The sequence below is a fragment of the Sphingobium sp. B11D3B genome (genome assembly GCF_025961735.1).
Taxonomy (GTDB): Bacteria; Pseudomonadota; Alphaproteobacteria; order Sphingomonadales; family Sphingomonadaceae; genus Sphingobium.
The window spans coordinates 1308941-1329889 of sequence record NZ_JAOQOF010000001.1 but is presented as its reverse complement, the minus strand read 5'-3'; the positions used below and the strand labels follow the sequence as shown (position 1 = coordinate 1329889).

At 64.7% G+C, this 20949-nt stretch carries 24 protein-coding genes, 1 tRNA gene and 1 pseudogene; 5 read left to right on the top strand and 21 right to left on the bottom strand.

The annotated features are described in order from the left end of the window. Positions 1 to 33: 33 nt before the first annotated feature. From M2333_RS06315 to M2333_RS06305, 3 genes are read right to left on the bottom strand one after another with little or no spacing between them, the layout of a single operon-like run. The gene (locus M2333_RS06315; RefSeq protein ID WP_264578734.1) at positions 34 to 588 is read right to left on the bottom strand and encodes a superoxide dismutase family protein; all 555 of its coding nucleotides are present in this window, start codon (positions 586 to 588) and stop codon (positions 34 to 36) included. A 56-nt stretch (positions 589 to 644) separates the two neighbouring features. Next, positions 645 to 1307 carry a purine phosphorylase gene (locus tag M2333_RS06310; RefSeq protein ID WP_264611198.1) on the bottom strand — a complete coding sequence of 221 codons (663 nt, stop codon included), beginning with the start codon at positions 1305 to 1307 and terminating at the stop codon, positions 645 to 647. Between the two features lie 5 nt (positions 1308 to 1312). After that, positions 1313 to 1876, bottom strand: coding sequence for an adenine phosphoribosyltransferase (locus tag M2333_RS06305; protein WP_264611197.1), 564 nt, complete (start codon positions 1874 to 1876; stop codon positions 1313 to 1315). A 179-nt stretch (positions 1877 to 2055) separates the two neighbouring features. On the opposite strand from M2333_RS06305, the gene M2333_RS06300 reads away from it, so the two are divergent. Beyond that, positions 2056 to 2820, top strand: a complete 765-nt coding sequence (locus tag M2333_RS06300) for a hypothetical protein (protein WP_264611196.1) — start codon at positions 2056 to 2058, stop codon at positions 2818 to 2820. Between the two features lie 138 nt (positions 2821 to 2958). Here M2333_RS06300 and rplL read toward each other — a convergent pair whose 3' ends face one another. Continuing rightward, positions 2959 to 3339 (bottom strand): 50S ribosomal protein L7/L12, encoded by a 381-nt coding sequence (rplL, locus tag M2333_RS06295; protein WP_181559472.1) that lies wholly within the window; start codon positions 3337 to 3339, stop codon positions 2959 to 2961. 84 nt (positions 3340 to 3423) lie between these two features. Continuing rightward, the gene (gene rplJ / locus M2333_RS06290) at positions 3424 to 3939 is read right to left on the bottom strand and encodes a 50S ribosomal protein L10 (protein WP_181559473.1); all 516 of its coding nucleotides are present in this window, start codon (positions 3937 to 3939) and stop codon (positions 3424 to 3426) included. A gap of 550 nt (positions 3940 to 4489) precedes the next feature. On the opposite strand from rplJ, the gene M2333_RS06285 reads away from it, so the two are divergent. Continuing rightward, positions 4490 to 5080 carry a PEPxxWA-CTERM sorting domain-containing protein gene (locus M2333_RS06285; RefSeq protein ID WP_264605298.1) on the top strand — a complete coding sequence of 197 codons (591 nt, stop codon included), beginning with the start codon at positions 4490 to 4492 and terminating at the stop codon, positions 5078 to 5080. Between the two features lie 103 nt (positions 5081 to 5183). Here M2333_RS06285 and M2333_RS06280 read toward each other — a convergent pair whose 3' ends face one another. The 7 genes from M2333_RS06280 to M2333_RS06250 form a co-directional block, all read right to left on the bottom strand. Further along, positions 5184 to 5711, bottom strand: a complete 528-nt coding sequence (locus tag M2333_RS06280) for a TIGR02281 family clan AA aspartic protease (RefSeq protein ID WP_264611195.1) — start codon at positions 5709 to 5711, stop codon at positions 5184 to 5186. A 72-nt stretch (positions 5712 to 5783) separates the two neighbouring features. Then, the gene (locus M2333_RS06275; RefSeq protein ID WP_264611194.1) at positions 5784 to 6815 is read right to left on the bottom strand and encodes a hypothetical protein; all 1032 of its coding nucleotides are present in this window, start codon (positions 6813 to 6815) and stop codon (positions 5784 to 5786) included. Positions 6816 to 6981: 166 nt separating this feature from the next. After that, positions 6982 to 7680: a 50S ribosomal protein L1 gene (rplA, locus tag M2333_RS06270; protein WP_264611193.1), complete on the bottom strand. Its 699-nt coding sequence runs from the start codon at positions 7678 to 7680 to the stop codon at positions 6982 to 6984. A gap of 4 nt (positions 7681 to 7684) precedes the next feature. Further along, positions 7685 to 8116, bottom strand: coding sequence for a 50S ribosomal protein L11 (rplK, locus tag M2333_RS06265; RefSeq protein WP_181559478.1), 432 nt, complete (start codon positions 8114 to 8116; stop codon positions 7685 to 7687). 178 nt (positions 8117 to 8294) lie between these two features. Next, a complete protein-coding gene (locus M2333_RS06260; protein WP_264593014.1) occupies positions 8295 to 8993 on the bottom strand; it encodes an HPP family protein in 699 nt (232 codons plus the stop codon). A 117-nt stretch (positions 8994 to 9110) separates the two neighbouring features. After that, positions 9111 to 10487 (bottom strand): MFS transporter, encoded by a 1377-nt coding sequence (locus tag M2333_RS06255; RefSeq protein WP_264611192.1) that lies wholly within the window; start codon positions 10485 to 10487, stop codon positions 9111 to 9113. A 109-nt stretch (positions 10488 to 10596) separates the two neighbouring features. Next, positions 10597 to 11052 carry a hypothetical protein gene (locus tag M2333_RS06250; protein WP_181559481.1) on the bottom strand — a complete coding sequence of 152 codons (456 nt, stop codon included), beginning with the start codon at positions 11050 to 11052 and terminating at the stop codon, positions 10597 to 10599. A 113-nt stretch (positions 11053 to 11165) separates the two neighbouring features. On the opposite strand from M2333_RS06250, the gene M2333_RS06245 reads away from it, so the two are divergent. After that, complete coding sequence (locus M2333_RS06245) at positions 11166 to 11840, top strand: spermidine synthase (protein ID WP_264611191.1); 675 nt, start codon at positions 11166 to 11168, stop codon at positions 11838 to 11840. Between the two features lie 18 nt (positions 11841 to 11858). On the opposite strand, the gene M2333_RS06240 is transcribed toward M2333_RS06245, so the two are convergent. From M2333_RS06240 to M2333_RS06220, 5 genes are all read right to left on the bottom strand, one after another. Next, the gene (locus M2333_RS06240; RefSeq protein WP_264611190.1) at positions 11859 to 13970 is read right to left on the bottom strand and encodes a PQQ-dependent dehydrogenase, methanol/ethanol family; all 2112 of its coding nucleotides are present in this window, start codon (positions 13968 to 13970) and stop codon (positions 11859 to 11861) included. A 299-nt stretch (positions 13971 to 14269) separates the two neighbouring features. Further along, positions 14270 to 14806 (bottom strand): transcription termination/antitermination protein NusG, encoded by a 537-nt coding sequence (gene nusG, locus M2333_RS06235; RefSeq protein ID WP_181559484.1) that lies wholly within the window; start codon positions 14804 to 14806, stop codon positions 14270 to 14272. A gap of 44 nt (positions 14807 to 14850) precedes the next feature. Beyond that, positions 14851 to 15057 carry a preprotein translocase subunit SecE gene (secE, locus tag M2333_RS06230; RefSeq protein ID WP_181559485.1) on the bottom strand — a complete coding sequence of 69 codons (207 nt, stop codon included), beginning with the start codon at positions 15055 to 15057 and terminating at the stop codon, positions 14851 to 14853. A gap of 144 nt (positions 15058 to 15201) precedes the next feature. Beyond that, positions 15202 to 15277: transfer RNA gene (locus M2333_RS06225), tRNA-Trp, on the bottom strand. A 77-nt stretch (positions 15278 to 15354) separates the two neighbouring features. Further along, positions 15355 to 16044 (bottom strand): alpha/beta fold hydrolase, encoded by a 690-nt coding sequence (locus M2333_RS06220; protein ID WP_264611189.1) that lies wholly within the window; start codon positions 16042 to 16044, stop codon positions 15355 to 15357. Positions 16045 to 16162: 118 nt separating this feature from the next. On the opposite strand from M2333_RS06220, the gene aat reads away from it, so the two are divergent. Next, the gene (gene aat / locus M2333_RS06215; protein ID WP_264611188.1) at positions 16163 to 16903 is read left to right on the top strand and encodes a leucyl/phenylalanyl-tRNA--protein transferase; all 741 of its coding nucleotides are present in this window, start codon (positions 16163 to 16165) and stop codon (positions 16901 to 16903) included. Between the two features lie 35 nt (positions 16904 to 16938). Here aat and M2333_RS06210 read toward each other — a convergent pair. The 4 genes and pseudogenes from M2333_RS06210 to M2333_RS06195 all read right to left on the bottom strand — a co-directional run. Next, positions 16939 to 17109, bottom strand: a pseudogene (locus M2333_RS06210) (DUF2155 domain-containing protein); the annotation flags it as partial. 236 nt (positions 17110 to 17345) lie between these two features. Then, on the bottom strand, positions 17346 to 17741 hold the full coding sequence (locus M2333_RS06205) for an NADH:ubiquinone oxidoreductase subunit NDUFA12 (protein WP_264612578.1): 396 nt from the start codon (positions 17739 to 17741) through the stop codon (positions 17346 to 17348). A 60-nt stretch (positions 17742 to 17801) separates the two neighbouring features. Then, a complete protein-coding gene (locus tag M2333_RS06200; RefSeq protein WP_264611187.1) occupies positions 17802 to 18386 on the bottom strand; it encodes a DUF192 domain-containing protein in 585 nt (194 codons plus the stop codon). Then, complete coding sequence (locus tag M2333_RS06195) at positions 18383 to 18937, bottom strand: regulatory protein RecX (RefSeq protein ID WP_264611186.1); 555 nt, start codon at positions 18935 to 18937, stop codon at positions 18383 to 18385. Before M2333_RS06195 ends, M2333_RS06200 begins: the two co-directional genes overlap by 4 nt. Positions 18938 to 19132: 195 nt before the next feature. Here M2333_RS06195 and M2333_RS06190 point away from each other — a divergent pair, with 195 nt between their 5' ends. After that, positions 19133 to 20851 carry a fatty acyl-AMP ligase gene (locus M2333_RS06190; protein ID WP_264584917.1) on the top strand — a complete coding sequence of 573 codons (1719 nt, stop codon included), beginning with the start codon at positions 19133 to 19135 and terminating at the stop codon, positions 20849 to 20851. Positions 20852 to 20949: the final 98 nt, after the last annotated feature.

Below are 20949 nucleotides of genomic sequence, written 5' to 3'. Positions count from 1 at the left end.
CGGTGCCGGTCGGAGACGAACCCAGATCCGCGATCAGGATTCCTTGCGGTAGAACACGCCGCACATCACCCGGCCGCCGCTGTTGCCCGTGGGGTCGGTGCGCATGTCGTCGGCGTCGGCGTGGATCACCAGCGCCGCGCCATCGTCGTCCAGCAGGGTCGCCATGTTGGTGTGCGCCATGAACGTTACCTTGGCAGCGCCGCGCGCGTCAGCGGTCACCATGGGCAGGTCCCCGGCATGGGGGCCTTGCGGGTTCTCGGTGCCGTGCTGCTTGCTTTCGGGGTTGAGGTGGCCGCCGGCCGATACGAAATCGGGCAGGGTGCATTTGCCGATGGCGTGAATGTGCATCCCGTGCGCGCCCGGCGTCAGCCCGCGTGTCACCTCCACGCTGCCGCGCATATGACCGTCTTCCGGCACCAGCGTCGCGACACCGGTGCGGTTGCCCTGGCCATCATAAAGGATCGCCTCGGCGAAGGGCTCGGGCGTGGGCATCGGCCCCGCCGGGGCCTTGGCGCCGCAGCCCTGCAAGGCCAGACAGAAGCCGGTGGCGGCGAGGAGGAGGGGGGAAGCAGCAAAATGAGCCATCATGTCTCTCTGTGTTGGGGCGATGCAGTGGGTGCAATCTAGCGTGTTGTCCGGCGAGGTCAAAGCAGGTCGAGCACCCGTTCCATGGCAAGCCCGGCCCGGCGGGAAGCGGCGCGGAGGTTGGCGTGGAAATCCCCGGCACTGTCGGGATTGGCATCGTCCGTCGTCGCCTTGATGCCGCCCCAGGGGAGCCCACACTGGGCGGCATATTGGGCGAGCGCGCCGGTTTCCATGTCGACGATGTCGGCCTCCAGCGCAGCAACGAGATGGGCGGCGTAGGCGCCATCCTCGATGAATGCGTCACCGCTGGCGATGCAAGCATGGGGCAGGGCGCTGCCGGGATCGGGCATGGCCGCATAAGGCGTGACATTGGCCGGCCCCATTGGCCAGGCGCCAGCGGGATAGTGCACGAAGGCATCCGGGCGACGCGCGCCATAATCATGCTGGACCGCGCGGGCGAGCCAGAAGCAATCGCCGGCGAGGGCGCTCAGCTTGCCGGCCGTCCCGAGGATCATCAGCATATTCGCTTCGTGGAGCGCGTGCAGCCGCGCGGCGGCCGCGGCGATGTTGACCTTGCCGATGCCGGTCGTCGCGATGTGAATCCGATGGCGCCCGGTGTCGACGCGGCGCACCAGCGGCCAGTCGCCGTCCAGCCTGTCCCCGGCATCCGGCAGAAAGGCATCGGCCTCCTCGGGCAGGGCGGCGAGCATCAGGATGCGCATGCGGTTCAATGCCCTTCAAAGGTGATGAGGGAGAGAGGCGTGATGCCCACGTCCCTGAGGCGCGCCGCACCGCCCAGCTCGGGCAGGTCGATGACGAACGCCGCCTGATCGACAATGGCACCTTCGCCCCGCAGCAGGGCAGCGCCGGCGAGCGCGGTCCCGCCGGTCGCCAGCAGATCGTCCACCAGCAGCACCCGTTGCCCCGGCCGCACGGCGCCCTGATGCATCTCGATCCGGTCGGTGCCATATTCGAGCGCATAATCAATGCCGACCGTCGCGCCGGGCAGCTTGCCGGACTTACGCAGCATCAGCTTGCCCTTGCCGAGCTTGTAGGAAAGGCCGGCCGCGACGATGAACCCGCGCGCCTCGATGCCGGCGATGAGGTCGATCTGCGCCGGATCGACCATTGCCGCGATCCGGTCGATCGTCGCCCGAAAGCCCTCGCCATCCAGCAACAGGGTCGAAACGTCGCGAAACTGGATGCCGGGAATCGGATAATCCGGGATGGTCCGCACCAGCGCTTTGAGATCGTCATTGTTCGTCGTGGTCAGAGAAGACGTCTCGGCCATGATGATGTGTCCCTTCGATAATCGGCTGGCGCAGGCCGCACGTGTCGGCGCAAGGATCGGGCGGCACAGGGCGCCTTGTGTCCCTCACGCTTTACATTGGCGCGACGATATGCTGATCGCAGTCTGTCCCGAAATGGGTCGGTGGGGTCATAATGAGATTGCCTGTTGTCTTTCCAGGGATGGCGTCGCTCGCCTGCCTTCTCGCCGTGAGTCCGGCGGCAGGGCAAGCGGAAACTGCGTTTGCCCGGGCAAGCTCCAGCCTTCTCGATCTCCAGAAGCTGACCAGCCTGCTGCTCCCGCCTGCTTTCGGGCAGGATAATCAGGTGCGGGCGCCGATGCTGATCGCCAATGAGGTGCGGCCCGAGAGCCGGGACCGTCTGACGCAGCCCTCCGCGCGGCCGGAGTCGCGCGACCGCCTCGCGCGGCCGGTGAGCGAATTGCCAGCCTATCGCCCGGAGAGCCGCGATCCCTTGGCGCGCTCCTATGAGGATGTGCGCACGGCGCGCCCGGAGTTGCTGGACTCTGGTACAAAGGCGGTGGCCCTGGCGCAGGATGTCGCGGCGGCCAATGAGAGCGTGGCCGGGGCGCCTGCCATGAATAGTGCGGATGGGCCACCCGTGCCGATCGCGCTGTCAGCAGTGCCGATGGGCGCCGGGCCGGCGGGGCCCACCTTGCAGCGCACGCAGGGCAAGGCCGAGGGCCTCGGTCTGGCGCAATATCTCTCCGCGCCGTGGCAGCAGATCGGCTTCATCGCCGGCCTGGTGCTGCTGGCCAGTCTGCTCTTCTGGCGGCTCGGGATGCGCGGGCGGCAGGGGCCGCTGGCCCTGACCGACTATGGACGGGCCGAGCGCTCCGCTGCCCGGGAGGAAGGCGACAGGGCGCGCTACCCGACGCTGCGCGAAGCCATCGAGGCGATGAAGGCCGAGGCTGCCACACGCCGTTGATCGGCATTGGGGCGCCATCGATCACGCCTGATCCACGCGACGATCCCTCAAACGCAAAAAAGAAGCGCGCCCGGATCGCTCCGGACGCGCTACTTTTTGTCGGGCGGGAACGGCTGGGCCGCTCCCCTCCCATCAAGCTTACTTGATCTCGACGGTCGCGCCGGCTTCCTCGAGCTTCTTCTTCAGCTCTTCGGATTCCGCCTTGTTCACGCCTTCCTTCACAGCCTTCGGCGCGCCTTCGACGAGCGCCTTGGCTTCCGTCAGGCCGAGACCGGTGATGGCGCGGACTTCCTTGATGACGTTGATCTTCTTGCCACCGTCGTTGACGAGGATCACGTCGAACTCGGTCTTCTCTTCAGCAGCGGGGGCATCGCCACCGGCGCCACCGGCGGGCGCAGCAACCGCGACTGCGGCAGCAGCGGAAACGCCCCACTTCTCTTCGAGAGCCTTCGACAGCTCGGCAGCTTCGAGAACGGTCAGCGCGGAGAGCTGGTCGACGAGCGAGTTGATATCAGCCATGTAATTCACTCCATTTTCTAGCGGGGCCGGGTCTGGCCCAAGTCAATTGATTGCAACTGTCTGCCGGGGGAGGCGGCCTGAAGATCAGGCAGCGTCCTTGGTGGCATAAGCGTTGAAGACGCGCGCGAGCTGCGCGGCCGGTTCCTTGGTGACGACTGCGAGCTTGGTCGCCGGGGCCTGAATGAGGCCGATCAGCGTTGCGCGCATCTGGTCGAGCGACGGCATCGAAGCCAGCGCCTTGATGCCATTGGCGTCCAAGAGCGTAGTGCCCATGGCGCCGCCGACGATCTCCAGCTTGTCGTTCGTCTTGGCGAAATCGATCGCGACCTTTGCAGCCGCAACCGGATCGGAAGACGTCGCCAGGCCCACCGGTCCAACCAGCATCTCTTCGATGCTGGCATAATCGGTGTCCTTGATGGCGATCTTGGCAAGGCGGTTCTTCGTTACCTTGTAGGTCGCACCCGCATCGCGCATCTTCTGACGGAGCTGGGTCGACTGGGCCACGCTAAGGCCCAGATTGCGGGTCACGACGACCACGCCCATTTCCTTCAGAGATTCGTGAAGCGCGGAAACGACCTCGGTCTTTTCATTGCGATCCATGCCATTCTCCTCTGCGGCAAGGCCCGGAAGGCCCGGCCGCGTTCACACATGTGCCGCGCACGACCCGAGAGGGGCCGCAAGCGGCGAAGCAGTCCGAGGGGAAGGGTTGACTGGTCCAGCACGAGAGTGCGGACAGACCCGGATTGAGCTGCGCATCGAAGCGGAGCGCCGTCCGGCAAGAACTTTTCCCCGTCTCGGCTGGGCATTAAGATGGGCAGATCCCATCACCAGCTGTCTCGGACGGTGCACCGGGACGGACCCGGTGAGCGAAGGCCCGATAGGCGGGGCGGCGGTGAAAAGCAAGCCGTTTCCAATTCCGGCCACGGCGAGGGAGCCGGGGAGGGCGGTGGACGCCTAATTTGTGACCCTTTGGCAACGTCTGTCGGCCATCTGCGCAAAGGTGGTTAAGACGTGGGAAAAGAAGGTTAAAGCGCTTTAATTCTTTCCATCGCAGGTTTAGCACGGGTTCATGGAAAGCTTATCGACAGACTCGCTCCGTTGGGCGCGCCGTGAAATTGAACGGCACCGGGCTTTGATCGGTCTGGCCGTGGTGGCCAGCGCCTTGATCGCAGCCGCGCCGCACAATGAGCGCCGGATGTTCACCATCCCTGAGTTCGCCTCGGCGTTCGTCGCCGTGCCGGCGCCGGAAGAGACGTCGCTGCGCTCCGCGATCATGGGCTATCTTCGCGATGGCTGTGCGCCCGAGTTCGTCAATTCTAAGGGTGACCTGACCCAGCTGGTCAATCGCGCCGATTGCGGTCCTGGCCGTTCGCGCAACCAGGGCAGCAGCCCGTTCGCGCAGAAGCCGACCGCGACCCCGAACAAGTCGCCGGTTGCGCCGACCGCCTTCTTCGCCGAGCCGGAAGCTGCCGATTTCGTATCGAACCTCAACAGCCCGCTGATCGTGACGCAGCCGACGCTGGAGCCCTCCATGGCCTCCTTCACGCCGCCGACAGGTGGTACGGGCGGTGGCGGCGGGTTCATCCCCGGCATTCCCATTCCCTTGCCCGATTTTGTGCCGCCGGTGTTCGGTTCGGTTCCCGAGCCGTCGACCTGGGCGCTGATGATCGCGGGCTTCGGTCTGGCCGGCACGATGATGCGCCGCCGCAATCCGGTGAAGGTTACCTTCGCCGCCAGCTGATGGCCGGCTTTACACGCGTTTCCCGCTGAAAAGGCCAGTCCGGGGGGACTGGCCTTTTCTTTGCCGATTGCGCGGCGGGATCGGTCTGGCTGGGAAGCCCGGTTCAGTGGATCGTCAAGGTGTCGCCGCTCAGGGTGACGGTGCCGAGTTGCTGGAGCGCATTCTGGCCCATCAGCGAAACCGGCAGGGCGCCATCGACCACGGCGGCGCTGATCTGCTCGATGCGCTTGCCGGCCATTTCCATCCGCTCGATCTTCGCCCAGCGCATCGCGGACGATCCGTTGACGGTGCGCATCTGCGCGCGACCGGGCAGGCTCTCATAAGTCAGGCCGAGCTTGGCCGCGTCGGCCCGATTGAGTACCACGACCGTCGCGCCGGTATCCACCACGAAGCGGATCGAGTGGCCATTGGCCTTCGCCTCGACATAGAAGAGGCCGTCGGCATGGCGCTGCACGGTATTGGCAGGCAGCCGGATGGCCGAAGAATCCAGAACTGCGGCCTCCGGCACGGCAATGTTCGCGGCGGCTTCCTTCTGGATGTTCTGGTGATCCGTGAACGGGTTGCTCAGCGCAACGGCAATGGATGCCATTGCCGCCATGATGCTGCCGAATTCGAGATGGATGCCGATCATGCCGCATCATCACTCCGACTCACCCAAGAAGCGGTTTCGAGATTGAGTTAGCGCGGCATTAAGAAAGGGCGGTCAGGCGGGCGCCTGCGTCGTGTGCGAGGCCTCGATTTCATCCTCCATCCGCTGCTTCACCCGGCGGCGGCGGCGACCGAAGATGAAGGCGGCAAGGCCGGAGATCAGGGCCGAAATCCCGAATTCGGCGGCAAGGACGTTGTAGCGCCAGGTCAGCTTGTCGAGCCCGCTGAACAGTACGAAGTTATCATCCTCGACGTCATAACCGGCATGGCGATACAGGTTGACGATCTCGCCGGGCAGGGCCTCGCGCCGCAGAACGCCGTCGAGATAGGGGGTGAAGACGAGGTGTGAGAGGCGGAACCGCCAGACGCGCACCAAATCCTCATCCTTGGGGAAGGTGATGGGATGATAGCCTTCCGGCACATCGTTGCGCCGCACCTCGACAAAGTAGCGCAGCGGTGAGCGGTCGTCCGGCCCGGAGCGAACCGGCGCGAAATAGAGCGAGCGCTTGACCAGCAGCAGATCCTCATTGAACTGCGCCGTCTCGCGCAGATCGATGCTGCCGGTAATGACGGCGCGGCCTTCCACCGGCGCGATCGCATCGGGCGACCCAACGACGATGCTGCGCGGGGTTCCCTCATCGGATGGCAATTGCAGCCGCAGGATCAGCACAATGACCGCCGCAAGCAGACTGCCAACGCAAACGCCGGCAAAAAAGCCCTGGAGGCGGGCAAGGCGGCCCTTCACGATGCGCAGATCGTCCTGCCGGGCAGGGCCGAAGGATTCGGTGCGGCGCTGGCGGGTACGCAGCAGCCACACGGCAGCGATGAGCGGCGCAGAGAACAATGCGGTCACCGCGACGAAGGTGAGGGTGGGCCAGTAACGATCGAAATGAAGAAACTGCCATTCGGCCAGTCGCGCGATCAACCCGCGATAATCGAGCGCCTGAAAGAGGAAGAACAGGCTGACAAGAGCGATCCAGAAGCCGAGAAGGCGAACCGCCAGATTGAGCTGTTTCGACACCCGGTCATAGGCATCCTGTCCAGCAGTTGGATGTCGCTTCTTCACCCCAATTTCCCTGTTTTTCATCTGAGTTCTATCGTCGCGTGCCTCGCCAAGCAATGCCATCGCAGGGTTAACAGGCGCTTTACGAACAAACGCCTAATCAGACCGCCGACTCAGATCACAACATCGGGCAATAAAAAAGCCCCGCCGCGGTGGATACCGGGCGGGGCGTTTTTAGAATTGGGTGAGATCAGGCCGAGGCGACCTGAGCCACGTCCACCTTTACGCCCGGGCCCATCGAGGACGACAGGGCGATCTTGCGGACATACTTGCCCTTCGAGCCCGAGGGCTTGGCCTTCACAATGGCATCGACGAAGGCGTCGAAGTTCTTGCGCAGGTCGGCTTCGGTGAAGCTGGCCTTGCCGAGACCGGCGTGAATAATGCCGGCCTTCTCGACGCGGAACTCGATCTGGCCGCCCTTGGCAGCCTTCACGGCTTCGGCGACGTTCGGCGTGACGGTGCCGAGCTTCGGGTTCGGCATCAGGCCCTTGGGACCCAGCACCTTACCGAGGCGACCGACCAGGCCCATCATGTCGGGCGTCGCGATCACGCGGTCGAAGTCGAAATTGCCGTTCTGGATGTGCTCGAGCAGATCCTCGGCACCCACGATCTCGGCGCCGGCTGCCTTGGCGGCATCCGCCTTGTCGGCGCGGGCGAAGACGGCAACGCGCACGTCCTTGCCGGTGCCGGCAGGCAGGGTGACGACGCCACGGACCATCTGGTCGGCGTGACGCGGATCGACGCCCAGGTTCATCGCGACTTCGACGGTCTCGTCGAACTTGGCGGTGGCGTTCTTCTTGATGAGCGCGATGGCTTCATCGACGCCGTGCAGCTTGTTCGCATCGACTGCGGTGGCCATTGCCTTGGCCTTCTTGGTCAGCTTTGCCATGTTCTTAGCCCTCCACCACGGTCAGGCCCATCGCGCGGGCGCTGCCTTCGATGATCTTCGTCGCGGCCTCGATGTCGTTGGCATTGAGGTCGACCATCTTCGCTTCGGCGATCTCGGCGAGCTGGGCACGCGTGATCTTGCCGGCGGAGACCTTGCCGGGCTCCTTGGAGCCGGACTTGAGGTTCACGGCCTGCTTGATGAGATAGGTTGCCGGCGGCTTCTTGGTGACGAAGGAGAAGCTGCGGTCAGCGTAGACGGTGATGATCGTGGGCAGGGGCGTACCCTTCTGCTCCTTCTCGGTCGCCGCGTTGAACGCCTTGCAGAATTCCATGATGTTCACGCCGCGCTGACCCAGGGCAGGGCCGATCGGCGGCGAGGGGTTGGCGGCTCCAGCGGGCACCTGGAGCTTGATATAGCCCGTAATTTTCTTGGCCATTACACTCACTCTGTAGAAGGCGGGGCCAATGGCGCCGCCCGGTTCAAGCTTAGCGGTCAAACGGCTGACCTTGAGGGGTCGTCCTCCCGCAATGGGCTTCCATCGGGCCTGCAAGACCGTCCGGAAGCCGGCGCCTATAGCGGTGACCGGTGCAAAAGGAAAGAGCGGTCTTCTCGATTCACTTTTGCCCGGCAGTACGCCGCGCCAGCGCATGAAGCTCCGCCTGGGAGAGCAGCAGGGCGAGATCGTCCCGGCTGATGTCGAAACTCTCGTCCATATCCTCCAGCGCCTTGTCGATATCCTCGCTGTGCAGCCCTGATGCCTCTCGCACCTGCGCGCTCTGGATTGCGGGCGCAGCCGGCTGATGCGGATAGCTGTGACCGGTCATGCGATGGAAGAACATGGCGAGCGACACCAGCGCGATGGAATTGAGCCCAACGGGCGCGAAGGCGAAGGCATAGCCGGCATCGTGAATGCCCTGGCTGCCGATCACGGCGGTCAGCGCCGCCGCCCCGCCGGGCGGGTGCAGGCAGCGGCAGAGCGACATCACGAGGATCGCGCCGCCGACCGCGACCCCGGCGGCCAGCGCCATTGGCGGAATCCAGCGGGCCGCCGCCACGCCCACCAGTGCCGAGAGAATGTTACCGCCCACCACGGACCAGGGCTGGGCGAGCGGACTGGTCGGCACGGCAAAGACCAGCACTGCCGAAGCGCCAATGGGCGCGACGATGATCGGCAGATCGGCAGAGGCAATCGGGAATTGCAGGCAGAGCACGATCGTCAGCCCGATCCCCGCCGTCGCGCCGATCACGGCCAGCAGGCGCGGCATCAGCCGGGCGCCGGCGAGGATCGGTTTGAAGAGGCGCTCTGTGGTCATGGGTTCCGTCGCACCGGCTTGGAAGAGAGGCGCGCTATTGGCGCGGCTTCACCCAGAAGACCAGCGAGCATTTCCCCTTGCCGATCAAGCCGGGCTTTTAGGTCGTCGCGCCGCCGCTCATTCCGCCGGCGCGGGCTGTGCCATGTTGAGCACGTCTGCTGGTGCTTTGCGGCGCTTCACGATCATGCCGATGCCGAGCGCGCACAGTGCCAGAACGGCAGGGCACAGCGCCAGAATGGCAAAGCTGCGCACGATCGGCAGGCCGCTCGCCAGCACGAACGCGCCGATGATCGGCCCTGCAATGCCGCCGATCTTGGCTACGGATGTTGCCCAGCCGGCGCCGTTCGCCCGGATTGCGGAGGGATAGAAGACGCCGGCAATCGACAGAATGCCGAAATGCGCGCCGCCCACGAAGCTGGTCGCGGCGACCGAGACGATCAGGAAGAGCGTCGGCTCCATCGGCACCAGGCCGACAAGCAGCAGCAGCGGGAAGGCGACGGCCGGATAGACCGCCACCGCCAGCGGCCCCTTGCCATCGGTAAAGCGCATCAGCAGCAGGCCCAGCACCGCGCCGGCGATGCCGCCGATGGACGAAACATAGGCCGCCGTCTCGCGCGAGAATTTGAGATCCTCATAGACGATCGGGCCCCAATTGGCCTTGAAATAGACGGCCAGCGTACTGGCGATATAGGCCAGCCAGAGCAGTGGCGTCAGCCATTTGAGGTCGCCCTTGAACAGCTTGGCGGCAGTGAAATTGCTGGTGTCCTGCTTCTCGTCGCTGAGCACGAAGCGGTCCTGCGCGGTCGCGCCGAGCGTGGAATCGACCTTGTTCAGCGTCTTGGCGATCAGGTCCGGCTTGAGGTTCTTGCTGGCGAGGAAGCGCACCGATTCCGGCAGCCAGAACAGCAGGGCAAAGGCGCAGACGATCGTGCCGAGGCCGCCGAAGACGAACACGCCCTCCCAGCCATAGGTGGGGGCAAGCCACACGGTTACCGGCCCGGCCAGCGAGGAGCCGAGACTGTAGCCGACCATGATCACCGTCACCACGGTCGAGCGGTATTTGGTGGGCACATATTCGATGTTGAGCGCCCAGGCGAGCGGCAGCATGCCACCAATGGCAAAGCCATCGAGGAAGCGCAGGATGAGAAGGGCTTCATAGCTCTGCGCCAGCGCGGTGGCGGTGGTGAGAATGCCGAATGCGAAGGCGGCGCCGATGATCGTCTGTCGCCGCCCGATCCTGTCGCCGATGTATGCGAAGGCAAAACCACCCACCATCATGCCGAACAGACCGGCGGAAAACACATTGCCCAGCTGGTGCGTGGAGAGGCTCAACTCATCGCGCATCCAAGGCGCGGTGAAGCTGATCAGCATCATGTCGAACCCGTCGAACACCGTGATCAGCCAGGAGAGAACGATCAGCCGGAAATTGAACGGGCCGAGCTTCCGCTCATTGATGAACGTGGCGATATCGATCGAGCGGGGCGCGCTGGCCATGCTGGCTGTCCTCTCCGGCTGTGCCTCGAATCGTTCGTAAGGCAACTATTCTTTTAATGGTTAGCAATCTATCGGGCGGCGGCAAGCGATACCTGCTGCGCCGCCCGGTTCAGATATCGGTCGAAAGTACGAAACCACGCAAGGCGCGGGCGTCGTGCAGCGCATTATGCGGCACCTGGCTGTTGCGCGCACTGCTGAACCCGGCGGCGTTGACCAGCTCGAAGCGGAGGCCGCGCACATCGATCATCTCGCCGGGGCCTGTCATCAGCAGCGTTGCGAAATGCGCGATGTCCTCGGGCCAGTCTGCGACGATCATCGGCTCATTGTCGCCGGCGAGATAGGTGGCGACCAGTTCGGACGCATTGGCCCGCTCCACGGCATAATCCAGCCCGGTCGGCACATGGCGCAGATAAGGGATCACATTATGCTCGACCCAAGGGTGGAGCGGTTCGGGAAGCGGCAGAAGCGAGAGATACAGCTCCTGATCGCCATATTCGGGCACCAGGGCCAGGCTGATCAGGGCGCCGCCAAAACCATTATATTCGGTATCGAGAAAGTAACGCATGAAGCTCCGGGGATTGGATTGGGGGGAGAGTCGCGCGGAGGCATACAGTGCCGGGACCGTTTGCGCGATGCCTCCGGGTCTGCCAGAGGGACGGCTCGGTTGAAAGGAACGATATGAAGCCCCGCGAACATCTCGGCACGGCAAAGGTGCCCGGCGGCGAGGATCTGCGCCTGTTCCGGCGCGGCGACGATTTCATGATCGTGCTGGACCGCAACGAACTGATGAACAGCCGGATGAGCGGATCGGAAAAGGCGCTGGCGCTGATGACGCTGGAGCGGCTGCCTTCCCGCGCGGGGCGTCACCTGCTGATCGGCGGCTATGGCATGGGCTTCACGCTGCGCGCGGCGCTGGGCGCGCTCGATGCGCAGGCGAAGGTCACGGTGGCCGAGCTGGTGCCGGAAATCATCGAATGGGCGCGGGGGCCGATGGCCGAATTGGCGGCCGGCTGCCTGGATGACCCCCGCGTCGATCTCGTCCACAGCGACGTCGCCGAGCTGATCGAGGACGGGCAGGGGCGCTACGATGCCATTTTGCTCGACGTCGATAACGGCCCCGACGGCCTCACCGTGCCGGCCAATGACCGGCTCTATTCCGCGCGCGGCCTCTCCCAGGCGATGCGGGCACTCAAGCCCGGCGGCATTCTCGCGGTCTGGTCCGCCGGATCGGACGAAACCTTCACCCGCCGGCTGAAAAGCGCCGGATTCATCGTAGACGAGGTGGCGGTGAAGGCGCGAGAGAACGGCAAGGGGCCGCGCCACGTCATCTGGTTTGCCCAGCGGCGCGGCTAGGCCGCACATAGCGACCCCTCATTGGCGCACGGCGTCGTCCTGCCAATCCTCATTGCCGCGCGCGATGAGGTAGGCGTGGATCGCCTCCGCCTGTGTCTTGTCCAGCACGCCCTTGAAGCTGGCCATGCCCAGATCGGCCTTGGTGCCCTCCAGCACGATGTCGAGGAACTGCGCGCGGGTGTCGGGCGTCATGTAGCGCAGATCCTTGAGGCCGCCGCGCGCATTCTCGCCATGGCAGCGGGCGCAGGTCTCGCCATAAAGCTGGGCGCCCAGCCGCACCTGCGCTTCGGTGGCGCGGAGGAAGGGCGGGCGGGGCAGGGCCGTCGGCGGCGGTAGCGGCGGCAGCGTCACGCCTTTTGCATCCAGCCTGAACACCAGCAACCGCGCCGGTGAGACCCGGAAGCCACCGGGAATCTTGCTCAGCCCGGCGACGATCGATCCGCCCCAGCCGACATTCACTGCCACATATTGCACGCCGTCGATGGCGTAAGTGACGGGCCCGCCGATGGCGACATTGTCGACATTCATGTCCCAGAGCTTCTGCCCGGTGTCGGCCCGGTACGCCGCGAAGGTCTTCTCGATCGTGCCCTGAAAGACGAGATTGCCCGCCGTCGCCAGCGTGCCACCCGAGCCGGGGAGTGAATAGGGCACGCGCCACACTTCTTTCTGCGTCACCGGGTTCCAGGCGAGCAGATAGCCTTTCTCCATGGCATCCGCCTCTGCCTGCAAGGCCTTGCGCTGCGCGGCCCATTCCGGCGTGGCGCCGGCATAATCGAAGCCGGCATTGTTGCGGAACGGCACGAAGGTAAAATCCTCGTCCCGCTGCCGGGCATAGACGATGGATTGTTCCATGGCCGGGACATAGACCAGCCCGGTCTTCGGGCTGAACGACATGGGGTGCCAGCTATGCGCGGCGAGCAGGCTCGGCGTGATGCGCTGGGGCGTCGTTGTCAGATGCACGCCCGGATACAGCACCGGCCGCCCGGTCTTCATGTCGATATGGCTGGCCCAGTTGCTCGGCACGAATTTCTCGGCCGAGAGCAATTCCCCGGTCTTGCGGTCGAGCACATAGAAAAAGCCGTTCTTGGGCGCCTGCATGATGACCGGGCGGGTCTTGCCTTTGATCTTCAGGTCCGCGAGCATCATCGGCTGGGTGCAGGTAAAGTCCCAGTCTTCCTCCGGCACCGCCTGATAATGCCAGCGATAGGCGCCAGTGTCGGCATCCACCGCCACGATGGAGCACAGGAACAGGTTGTCGCCCTTGCCCGCGCTGCGGAAATGCCAGCTGATCGGCGATCCATTGCCGGTTCCGATGTAGACGAGATTGAGCGCCGGATCGTAGACGAAGCTGTCCCACGCAGTCCCGCCGCCGCCATATTGCCACCATTTTCCGTGCCAGGTCGGCAGGGCGATCTTCATCGCCGCGTCCGAGGCTTCGCCGTCGGGGCCATCGGCCGGGTTTCCGGGTACGGTGTAGAACTTCCACAGCCGTTTTCCGGTCTCCGCATCCCAGGCGCTGACGAAACCGCGCACGCCATAGTCGGCGCCGCCATGGCCGATCACCACCTTGCTGTCGAACACGCGCGGCGCGCCGGTGATGGAATAGGGATGCGCGCGGTCGAAGGTCTGCACTGTCCAGACCTCCTTGCCGGTCCGCGCATCCACGGCGATCAGCCGGCCGTCGAGCGCGGCGACGTAGATCTTGCCGTTCCACGCCGCAATGCCACGGGTCGAGGGGCCGCAACAGGCCAGCCGGGCCCACTGCCGCTCGACCTGCGGATCATAGGTCCACAGCTTGCGGCCGGTCCGTCCATCATAGGCGGTCACGATGTTGAAGGCGGAGGCGTTGTAGATCACGCCATCGACCACCAGCGGTGTCGCCTGCACGCCGCGATAGGTGTTCAAATCATCGTACCAGGCCAGTCCCAGCCGCTGGACGGTCTTGTCGTTGATCTGGGTGAGCGGCGAATAACGCTGCTCGTCATAGCTGCGCCCATAGGCCATCCAGCTGCCGGCGCTGGCGGGTGCGTCCGGCGCCCGCATCCGCTCGCTGGTGACATGGGCTGGCTGCATTCCGCCTGATCGTGCGTCCTGCCCCGCGAGGAGCAGCGGCGCCGTTATCAGCGCCATGCCTGCGATCCACGATCTCCTGCTCCCTGCCACGACCATTCCCTCCCGACGCGGCACCGTTGCGGTGCTCGCGCAATCAAGCGATCATTCGCCGCGCCAACGCAATCGCCCTGCGCGATGGTCAGGTTGGATGAGGTGGAAGAACGGTTGAAGACCGGCGCGGCGCGTTTGTGCCTTTTCGGCGTTTCCTGCCGTCATTCCCGCGTTCGCGGGAATGACGAGCAAGTTGTCGGGGCCGACACAAGAAAAGAGCCGCCGATCAGGGACCGGCGGCTCGAAAAAATTGGCTGTCGAAGGCCTTATTTGGAGAGTTCGACTTCCTCGAAGTCCAGTTCCACCGGCGTCGCGCGGCCGAAGATCGAAACGGAGACCTTCACGCGGCTCTTCTCGAAGTCCAGTTCCTCGACGGTGCCGATGAAGCTGGCGAACGGGCCGCTCATCACCTTCACGCTGTCGCCGATCTCGTAATCGACATTGACCTTGTGACGCGGCTGGGCGGCGGCTTCCTCGCGCGCGCCGAAGAAGCGGGCGGCTTCCGCCTCGCTGATCGGCTGCGGCTTGCCGGAATTGCCGAGGAAGCCGGTGACTTTGGGCGTGTTCTTGATGAGGTGGTAGATATCATCGTTCATGCTGAGCTTGGCGAGCACATAGCCCGGCATGTTCTTGCGCTCGACCTGAACCTTCTTGCCGCGCTTCACTTCGGTCACGGTCTCGGTCGGCACCTCGACCTGCTCGATGAGCTGGGCCAGACCCATGCGCTCGGCTTCGGACAGGATGGACTCGCGGACCTTGTTCTCGAAGCCCGAATAAGCGTGGATGATGTACCAGCGCGCCATAATTTTATCGTTTCCTCAATTCGTCTTGGTCGGGAGAGCGGCGATCAGCTCTGGCCCGCGGCCAAACCCAGCAGCGTGCGAACGATCCAGCCAAAGAACGTGTCGATGCCAAAGAAGAAAAGTCCGAGCACCGTAGTCAGGATCACCACCATGATCGTGGTCATCACCGTCTCGCGCGAGGTCGGCCAGGTGACCTTGTTCCACTCGGCCTTGACCTGGTTCACGAATTCGATGGGGGAGGTTTTCGCCACGCTCAGCCTGCTCTTTCAGATGAAACCAGAACTCTTTGAAACACAAGAAAGCGGACCGCACCCGGAGCTTTCTCCGGCCGGCCCGCCGCCTGCATTTCGCAACCGTCCTTGCCTCTACGCGCTCGGGCGCCTCGGGGCAAGTTTTGGCAGGGGCGATAGGATTCGAACCTACGACATTCGGTTTTGGAGACCGACGCTCTACCAGCTGAGCTACACCCCTGTGCCGGTGAAGGCGCTGCCCTTAACGCGACCCGAAGGCGGGCGCAAGCGGTCAACGGCGCTTTCTGCAACTTGTCGTCATTCGTCCTTCGCCGCGTCATCAAGGAGGATGCGGGTCACGCCGAGGAGATCGTCGTCCCACATCATGTGGCTGGTGGGGAGTTCGTGGACATCCCAGGTCGGGTCTGCGGTGCAGCGCGCGCGGAACGGCGCGAACGAGCCGAGCGGGCTGGCGGACGCAAAGACGTACGTCCGCCGCGCAACCGCGTCCTCCTCGCCACCGAGCTTGACCGGTTCGAGCAGGGTGAGGAGCGGATGGCCCGAGACTCGCCCGGCCCGCCCCGGCGGAATCGGGAAGATCGGCTGGACGAGGCCCGGCGACTGCCGCTGATTCTCGATATACATCGCTCGTGTCGCGTCATCGACGATGTCCCAGAGCATTTCGCCATCCTTCGGCAGGAAGGCGTCGAGATAGATGAGGCTGCGGATGCGGGTGCCGCGCAGGGCCGAGACGCCGGTGATGACCATGCCGCCATAGCTATGGCCGACGAGGATGATGTCGCGCAGGCCCTCGCAATCGATGAGGCCGACCACATCGGCGATATGATCGCTGAGCATAATGCCGCCATGCGCCAGATGAGCACGCTCCCCAAGGCCGGTCAGCGAGGGGACATACACCTCATGGCCGGCGGACCGCAGTTCGCGGGCGAGGGGGCCATAACCCCAGCTGCCGCCCCAGGCGCCATGAACCAGCACGAAAATTGCCACAGGCTTGCTCCTCTCCAGACTGTGCCGGATCGCTATCGTCTCCCCGCAGGGCCCGCCAGCCCTTTTTGCCCCAAGGGACGGGCGCGACAAAGACCGGTGGAGATGCTAAAGGCCGGGAATGGCGATCGATTTACCGATCCTGTTGCGCGCTTATGCGGTCGGGCTGTTCCCCATGGCCGACGACCGTGCCGCCAATTCTGTCTTCTGGGTAGAGCCAGAGCGGCGGGCAATCCTGCCGCTCGATGGCTTTCACCTCTCCAAATCCTTGCGCAAGACCGTGCGCGCCGACCGGTTCGAGGTCACGGCGGACACCGCGTTTGAGCAGGTCATCGCCCTGTGCGCGCAGAGCGCCAGCGACCGCCCGACGACGTGGATCAATGGGGACATTGAGGAAGCCTTTGTGCGCCTGCACCACGGCAAGCTGGCGCACAGCGTGGAAGTGTGGAGCCACGAGGATGGCGAGCGCCATCTCGTCGGCGGGCTTTACGGTCTGGCGCTGGGGCGGGCCTTCTTTGGCGAGAGCATGTTCAGTCGCCGGCGCGATGCCTCAAAGGTGGCGATGGCCTGGCTGGTCGCCCGGCTGCGGGTCGGCGGGTTCACGCTGCTCGATTGCCAGTTCATGACCCCGCACCTTGCCTCTCTGGGCGCGGTGGAGATTGACGCGCAGGCCTATTCGGGATTGCTCGGCGATGCGCTGTCGGCAGGCGCGGACGGCGCTGCGGGGGCTTCTGCCGCGTTCGATGCGCTCGATTCGTTGCCGGATGCCCCGGCCGAACGTGCGCTGCGATCCGCCACGCGCACCGTATCCGGCCCGGTCTCCGGCCAGCTCATCGCGCAGCTGATCACCCAGACGTCGTAGATCGGGTGCAGCACCACATTGCGGTCAGGCCGTTCCTTGAACAGCCAGCCGGAGAAGGTGCGGTGCCATTTGTTGTCGCGGCTTTCGAGCACGTCGAGCTGCACGAATGCGCCGGTTTCCTTGTCCATTTCCCATGGCGCGGTGGTTTCGCAGGCGCGCAGGCGGATGATGGCATTGCCTGAGCGCAACGCCACGCCCGGCTTCATCGTGAATTTCTGGGTGATGCCGTTGCGCTTGTTGAGCAGACCGATCTCCGCGACGCGCTCTGCCATCGGCGTGCCGGGCAGGCCGGTCTCGACCTTCACGGGGCGCTCGTCCTGCGTGCGCTCTTCCGGCACGACGGCGACATTGCGGGCAGCCTCGGGGTCTCCGCAGGCCGTTAGCGGTCCAATGATGCCGAGCGCGAGCAACCATCGGCCCGGCCGCGCGGACCGGAGAATCGTCACGTATTCGGCGTCCAGGCTTCGTAATCGCCCGTCGCCATCTGGCGGCGACCGCCGGCAGCGATGGCGCCGGAAGGCAGATGGGCCTGCGGCGTGCCCGTCTGGTTGGGCGTGAATTCGGTTTCCCAGATGCGGGGCGGCGGCAAATGGCTCTCAGGCGTGCCGTCGATGCTGTGATGCAGCCAGCCATGCCATTCTGCAGGCACGCGGCTGGCATCATTGGCGCCCTTGTAAATCACCCAGCGGCGCGTGAGGCGATTAGGGTCCGTGCCGCCTTCATAATAGACATTACCCTGATGGTCCTCGCCCACTTTCGTGCCTTTGCGCGAAGTGAACAGCGAGGTGCCGATGGTGGCGCCGTCCCACCAGGTGAAGATCTTGCCGAGCAGTCCCATGGCCAGAGCGCTTAGCCGCACTCACGGGGGATTGGCAACGTGGAATCGAATGAAGTGCGCTCAGCGCTGCGACGAGGGGCAGAAGCGATCCGCTCGCCACACGGGCGCGCGACCGGCACCGGCGCCTGCATCCGTGGCGCAATCGCCCCATTCGATCCGGTCGCCCTTGTCGATGCCGAGCGCCTCTGCACGTCCCTGCCGGATTTCCAGCACCGCCGTCACCGGCTCGTTCGCCGCTAGCGGGCGGAGGCTGTTCGGCTCACCCTCCAGAATGTCGGCAATCGTGCCGTCGGTGCGGATGAACAACAGGTCCAGCGGAACGCGCGTGTCCTTCATCCAGAAGGATGCCATGTTGGGATAGGCGAAGGGAAAGATCATGCCGGCATCGTCGGCCAGCGTCTCGCGGCCCATCAGGCCGTGCTGCTGGGCCTCCTTGTCCGCCGCCAGTTCCGCGACGAAGCGATGAGTCTGGCCGCTGGACGTGCGAATGCGAACTTCGGTGCTGCCAGCGGGCAGGGCCGCGCTATTGGCAACCGCTGAGGTGTTGGCGCTGTCCTCCGGCGCTGCATGGCAGGCGGACAGTGCGAGCGCTGTCGCCAGCGCGCCGATGTTCAGACCACGCCCGATCCGCCGCCTCTTCGTCATTCCCAATCCTCTGCTGACAGGGTCTCCGGTCGCTCGGGCAACTCGCCCGGCGCGCTTTCGATCCAATTGCGGGCGGTCTGCATGCTGTGCCCCGCCCGCAAAAAGGTCGCGATCTGCTTTTCCCGCAACGGCCGGTCGGCCGGCTCGGCCGCGAACGGCCCGATTCGTTTGCGGCGGGCGAGGCGCTCGGCCGCATCCCATTGCGCGGCAGCGTCGGGGGCGGCCTGCTCGGATGTCGTCTCGTCGATCCCGTCATGCCGCAGCGTCTGCGCGATGCGGCGTTGCCCGAGGCCCCGCCGCTGCATCGCCCCGGATTTCATCTCGGCATAGGCCCGGTCGTCCACATAGCCGAGATCGACCAGCTTCTGCGTAATCCGCTCGGTCGGCGGCGGGGCATCGCCGGCCCAGCCACGCTCGCGCAGCTTGCGCGCAAGATAGGCAGCGAGTCGGCCCCGGCTGGTGGCGAAGCGCCCGACATAGTGGATGGCCAGCGCCTCAAGGCTCGCTTCGACAAGCGGTTTTGGCGGCGATTTTTGCGGGCGCGGCGTCATGCGCCATTTTTGTGCCACACTCCCTGTCTTAAAGTAAACGCGCCTAACTCGCGCAAGAACGGGGTAGGGCCAGGCATAGAATGCGGCTTTTCGGTTCAGACAAGCGCAAGCCAGCCAGGCGTAGACGCAAGAGAACAGCCGCCATGCCTTGACTTAAGGGGATGATATCTGGCGGAAAAAGAAGGGTCATTTAAGATGCAGCCAACACCGACGGAAGATCGGCTTGAGCGGCGCTTTGCCGATTTCGATACTTTGGGTGCCGCGCTTGATTATGCGGCGCAGGGTGTTCGTGGAGTTAACTTTCACGATGCCCGCGGCAATCTTGCGCGTCCTTATCCCTTTTCGGAAATGCGCGGCGATGCACTGGCCTGCGCCTATCGGTTGATTGCGCGGGGTGTCCAGCCCCAGCAGCGGATCGCCCTGATCGCCGAGACCGGCCCCGAGTTCGCCCAATTGTTCTTCGGCATTGTCTATGCCGGTGCCTGGCCTGTGCCGCTACCGTTGCCCACCAGCTTCGGCGGCAAGGAAAGCTATATCGACCAGCTTTGCGTCCAGCTCGACAGCTGCGACCCGATCATGCTGCTCTTCCCCGCCGAGCTGAGCGAGATGGCCGGTGAGGCCGCGCGCCGCAAGGGCGTGGAGCCGCTCAGCTTCGATGATTTCCTCGCGGCACCGGTCGCGGCCTGTGCGCTGCCGCAGGCGGGTCCGGACGACATCTGCTATCTGCAATATTCCAGTGGATCGACGCGATTTCCGCATGGCGTGGCGGTGACGCACAAGGCGCTGCTCAGCAATCTCGCCGCCCATAGTCACGGCATGGAGCTGATCGCGAGCGACCGCTGCATCAGCTGGCTGCCCTGGTATCATGACATGGGTCTGGTCGGCTGCTTCCTGTCGGTCGTCGCCAATCAGGTCTCAACCGATTACCTCAAGACCGAGGATTTCGCGCGCCGGCCGCTGGCGTGGCTGGATATGATCTCGCGCCATCAGGGCACCGCGATCAGCTATTCGCCCACGTTCGGTTACGATATCTGCGCCCGTCGCATGTCCAGCCAGACGCGGGCATCCGAGCGCTTCGACCTGTCGCGCTGGCGCTTGGCCGGTAACGGCGCGGACATGATCCGCCCGGATGTGATGCAGCAGTTCGTGGATGCCTTTGCGGAAGCGGGCTTCTCGCCGAAGGCCTTCCTGCCGAGCTATGGCCTGGCTGAAGCGACGCTGGCCGTAACCATCATGCCACCGGGTGAAGGCATCATGGTGGAGCTGGTCGAGGAAACCGAACTGTCCGGCGGCCATGCCGTAGAGGATCGCCCGCAGCGCTTCCGCGCGATCGTCAATTGCGGCAAGCCGGTGATGGGCATGACTGTCGAAATCCGCGACGAATTCGGCGGCCCGCTGCCCGAGCGGACCATCGGCAAGGTGTGGACGACCGGTCCCTCGCTCATGGTCGGTTATTTCCGCGATCAGGAATCGACCGATGCCTGCATGGCCGATGGTTGGCTGGACACCGGCGACATGGGCTATCTCTCGGATGGCTATCTGTACATTGTCGGCCGCGCCAAGGACATGATCATCATCAACGGCAAGAATCACTGGCCGCAGGATATCGAGTGGGCGGTGGAGCAGCTACCCGGCTTCAAGCAGGGGGACATTGCCGCCTTCGCCATCACCACCGCTGGGGGCGAGGAAGCACCCGCCGTCCTCGTGCATTGCCGCGTCTCCGACAATGTCGAGCGCGCACGGCTGCGGGAAGAGATTCGCGAGCGCGTCCGTTCGATCACCGGCATGAACTGCGTGGTTGAACTGGTACCGCCGCGCTCGCTGCCGCGCACCAGCTCGGGCAAACTCAGCCGCTCGAAGGCGCGGACCCTGTATTTGACCGGGGAAATCGTGCCCTATGACATCGCGGCCTGATCGGGGCGGTTGACGCGGTAAAAGACTGCGAGCGCTTGCTTACGGGTTGATAACCTGAGCGCGATATGACCGCGCCGTGACCAAGCGTTCAACCGTCC

Excerpts from the sequence above, each read along its gene's own strand:
- M2333_RS06260 (WP_264593014.1), bottom strand. The coding sequence starts at position 8,993 with ATGACCACAGAGCGCCTCTTCAAACCGATCCTCGCCGGCGCCCGGCTG.
- M2333_RS06280 (WP_264611195.1), bottom strand. The coding sequence starts at position 5,711 with ATGATCGGCATCCATCTCGAATTCGGCAGCATCATGGCGGCAATGGCA.
- M2333_RS06255 (WP_264611192.1), bottom strand. The coding sequence starts at position 10,487 with ATGGCCAGCGCGCCCCGCTCGATCGATATCGCCACGTTCATCAATGAG.
- rplJ (WP_181559473.1), bottom strand. The coding sequence starts at position 3,939 with ATGGATCGCAATGAAAAGACCGAGGTCGTTTCCGCGCTTCACGAATCT.
- M2333_RS06250 (WP_181559481.1), bottom strand. The coding sequence starts at position 11,052 with ATGCGTTACTTTCTCGATACCGAATATAATGGTTTTGGCGGCGCCCTG.
- M2333_RS06195 (WP_264611186.1), bottom strand. The coding sequence starts at position 18,937 with ATGACGCCGCGCCCGCAAAAATCGCCGCCAAAACCGCTTGTCGAAGCG.
- M2333_RS06275 (WP_264611194.1), bottom strand. The coding sequence starts at position 6,815 with ATGAAAAACAGGGAAATTGGGGTGAAGAAGCGACATCCAACTGCTGGA.
- M2333_RS06300 (WP_264611196.1), top strand. The coding sequence starts at position 2,056 with ATGGCGTCGCTCGCCTGCCTTCTCGCCGTGAGTCCGGCGGCAGGGCAA.
- nusG (WP_181559484.1), bottom strand. The coding sequence starts at position 14,806 with ATGGCGCGCTGGTACATCATCCACGCTTATTCGGGCTTCGAGAACAAG.
- M2333_RS06315 (WP_264578734.1), bottom strand. The coding sequence starts at position 588 with ATGATGGCTCATTTTGCTGCTTCCCCCCTCCTCCTCGCCGCCACCGGC.
- aat (WP_264611188.1), top strand. The coding sequence starts at position 16,163 with ATGGCGATCGATTTACCGATCCTGTTGCGCGCTTATGCGGTCGGGCTG.
- rplA (WP_264611193.1), bottom strand. The coding sequence starts at position 7,680 with ATGGCAAAGCTGACCAAGAAGGCCAAGGCAATGGCCACCGCAGTCGAT.
- M2333_RS06310 (WP_264611198.1), bottom strand. The coding sequence starts at position 1,307 with ATGCGCATCCTGATGCTCGCCGCCCTGCCCGAGGAGGCCGATGCCTTT.
- rplL (WP_181559472.1), bottom strand. The coding sequence starts at position 3,339 with ATGGCTGATATCAACTCGCTCGTCGACCAGCTCTCCGCGCTGACCGTT.
- M2333_RS06190 (WP_264584917.1), top strand. The coding sequence starts at position 19,133 with ATGCAGCCAACACCGACGGAAGATCGGCTTGAGCGGCGCTTTGCCGAT.
- M2333_RS06200 (WP_264611187.1), bottom strand. The coding sequence starts at position 18,386 with ATGACGAAGAGGCGGCGGATCGGGCGTGGTCTGAACATCGGCGCGCTG.
- M2333_RS06305 (WP_264611197.1), bottom strand. The coding sequence starts at position 1,876 with ATGGCCGAGACGTCTTCTCTGACCACGACGAACAATGACGATCTCAAA.
- M2333_RS06240 (WP_264611190.1), bottom strand. The coding sequence starts at position 13,970 with ATGGCGCTGATAACGGCGCCGCTGCTCCTCGCGGGGCAGGACGCACGA.
- M2333_RS06245 (WP_264611191.1), top strand. The coding sequence starts at position 11,166 with ATGAAGCCCCGCGAACATCTCGGCACGGCAAAGGTGCCCGGCGGCGAG.
- rplK (WP_181559478.1), bottom strand. The coding sequence starts at position 8,116 with ATGGCCAAGAAAATTACGGGCTATATCAAGCTCCAGGTGCCCGCTGGA.
- M2333_RS06205 (WP_264612578.1), bottom strand. The coding sequence starts at position 17,741 with ATGGGACTGCTCGGCAAGATCTTCACCTGGTGGGACGGCGCCACCATC.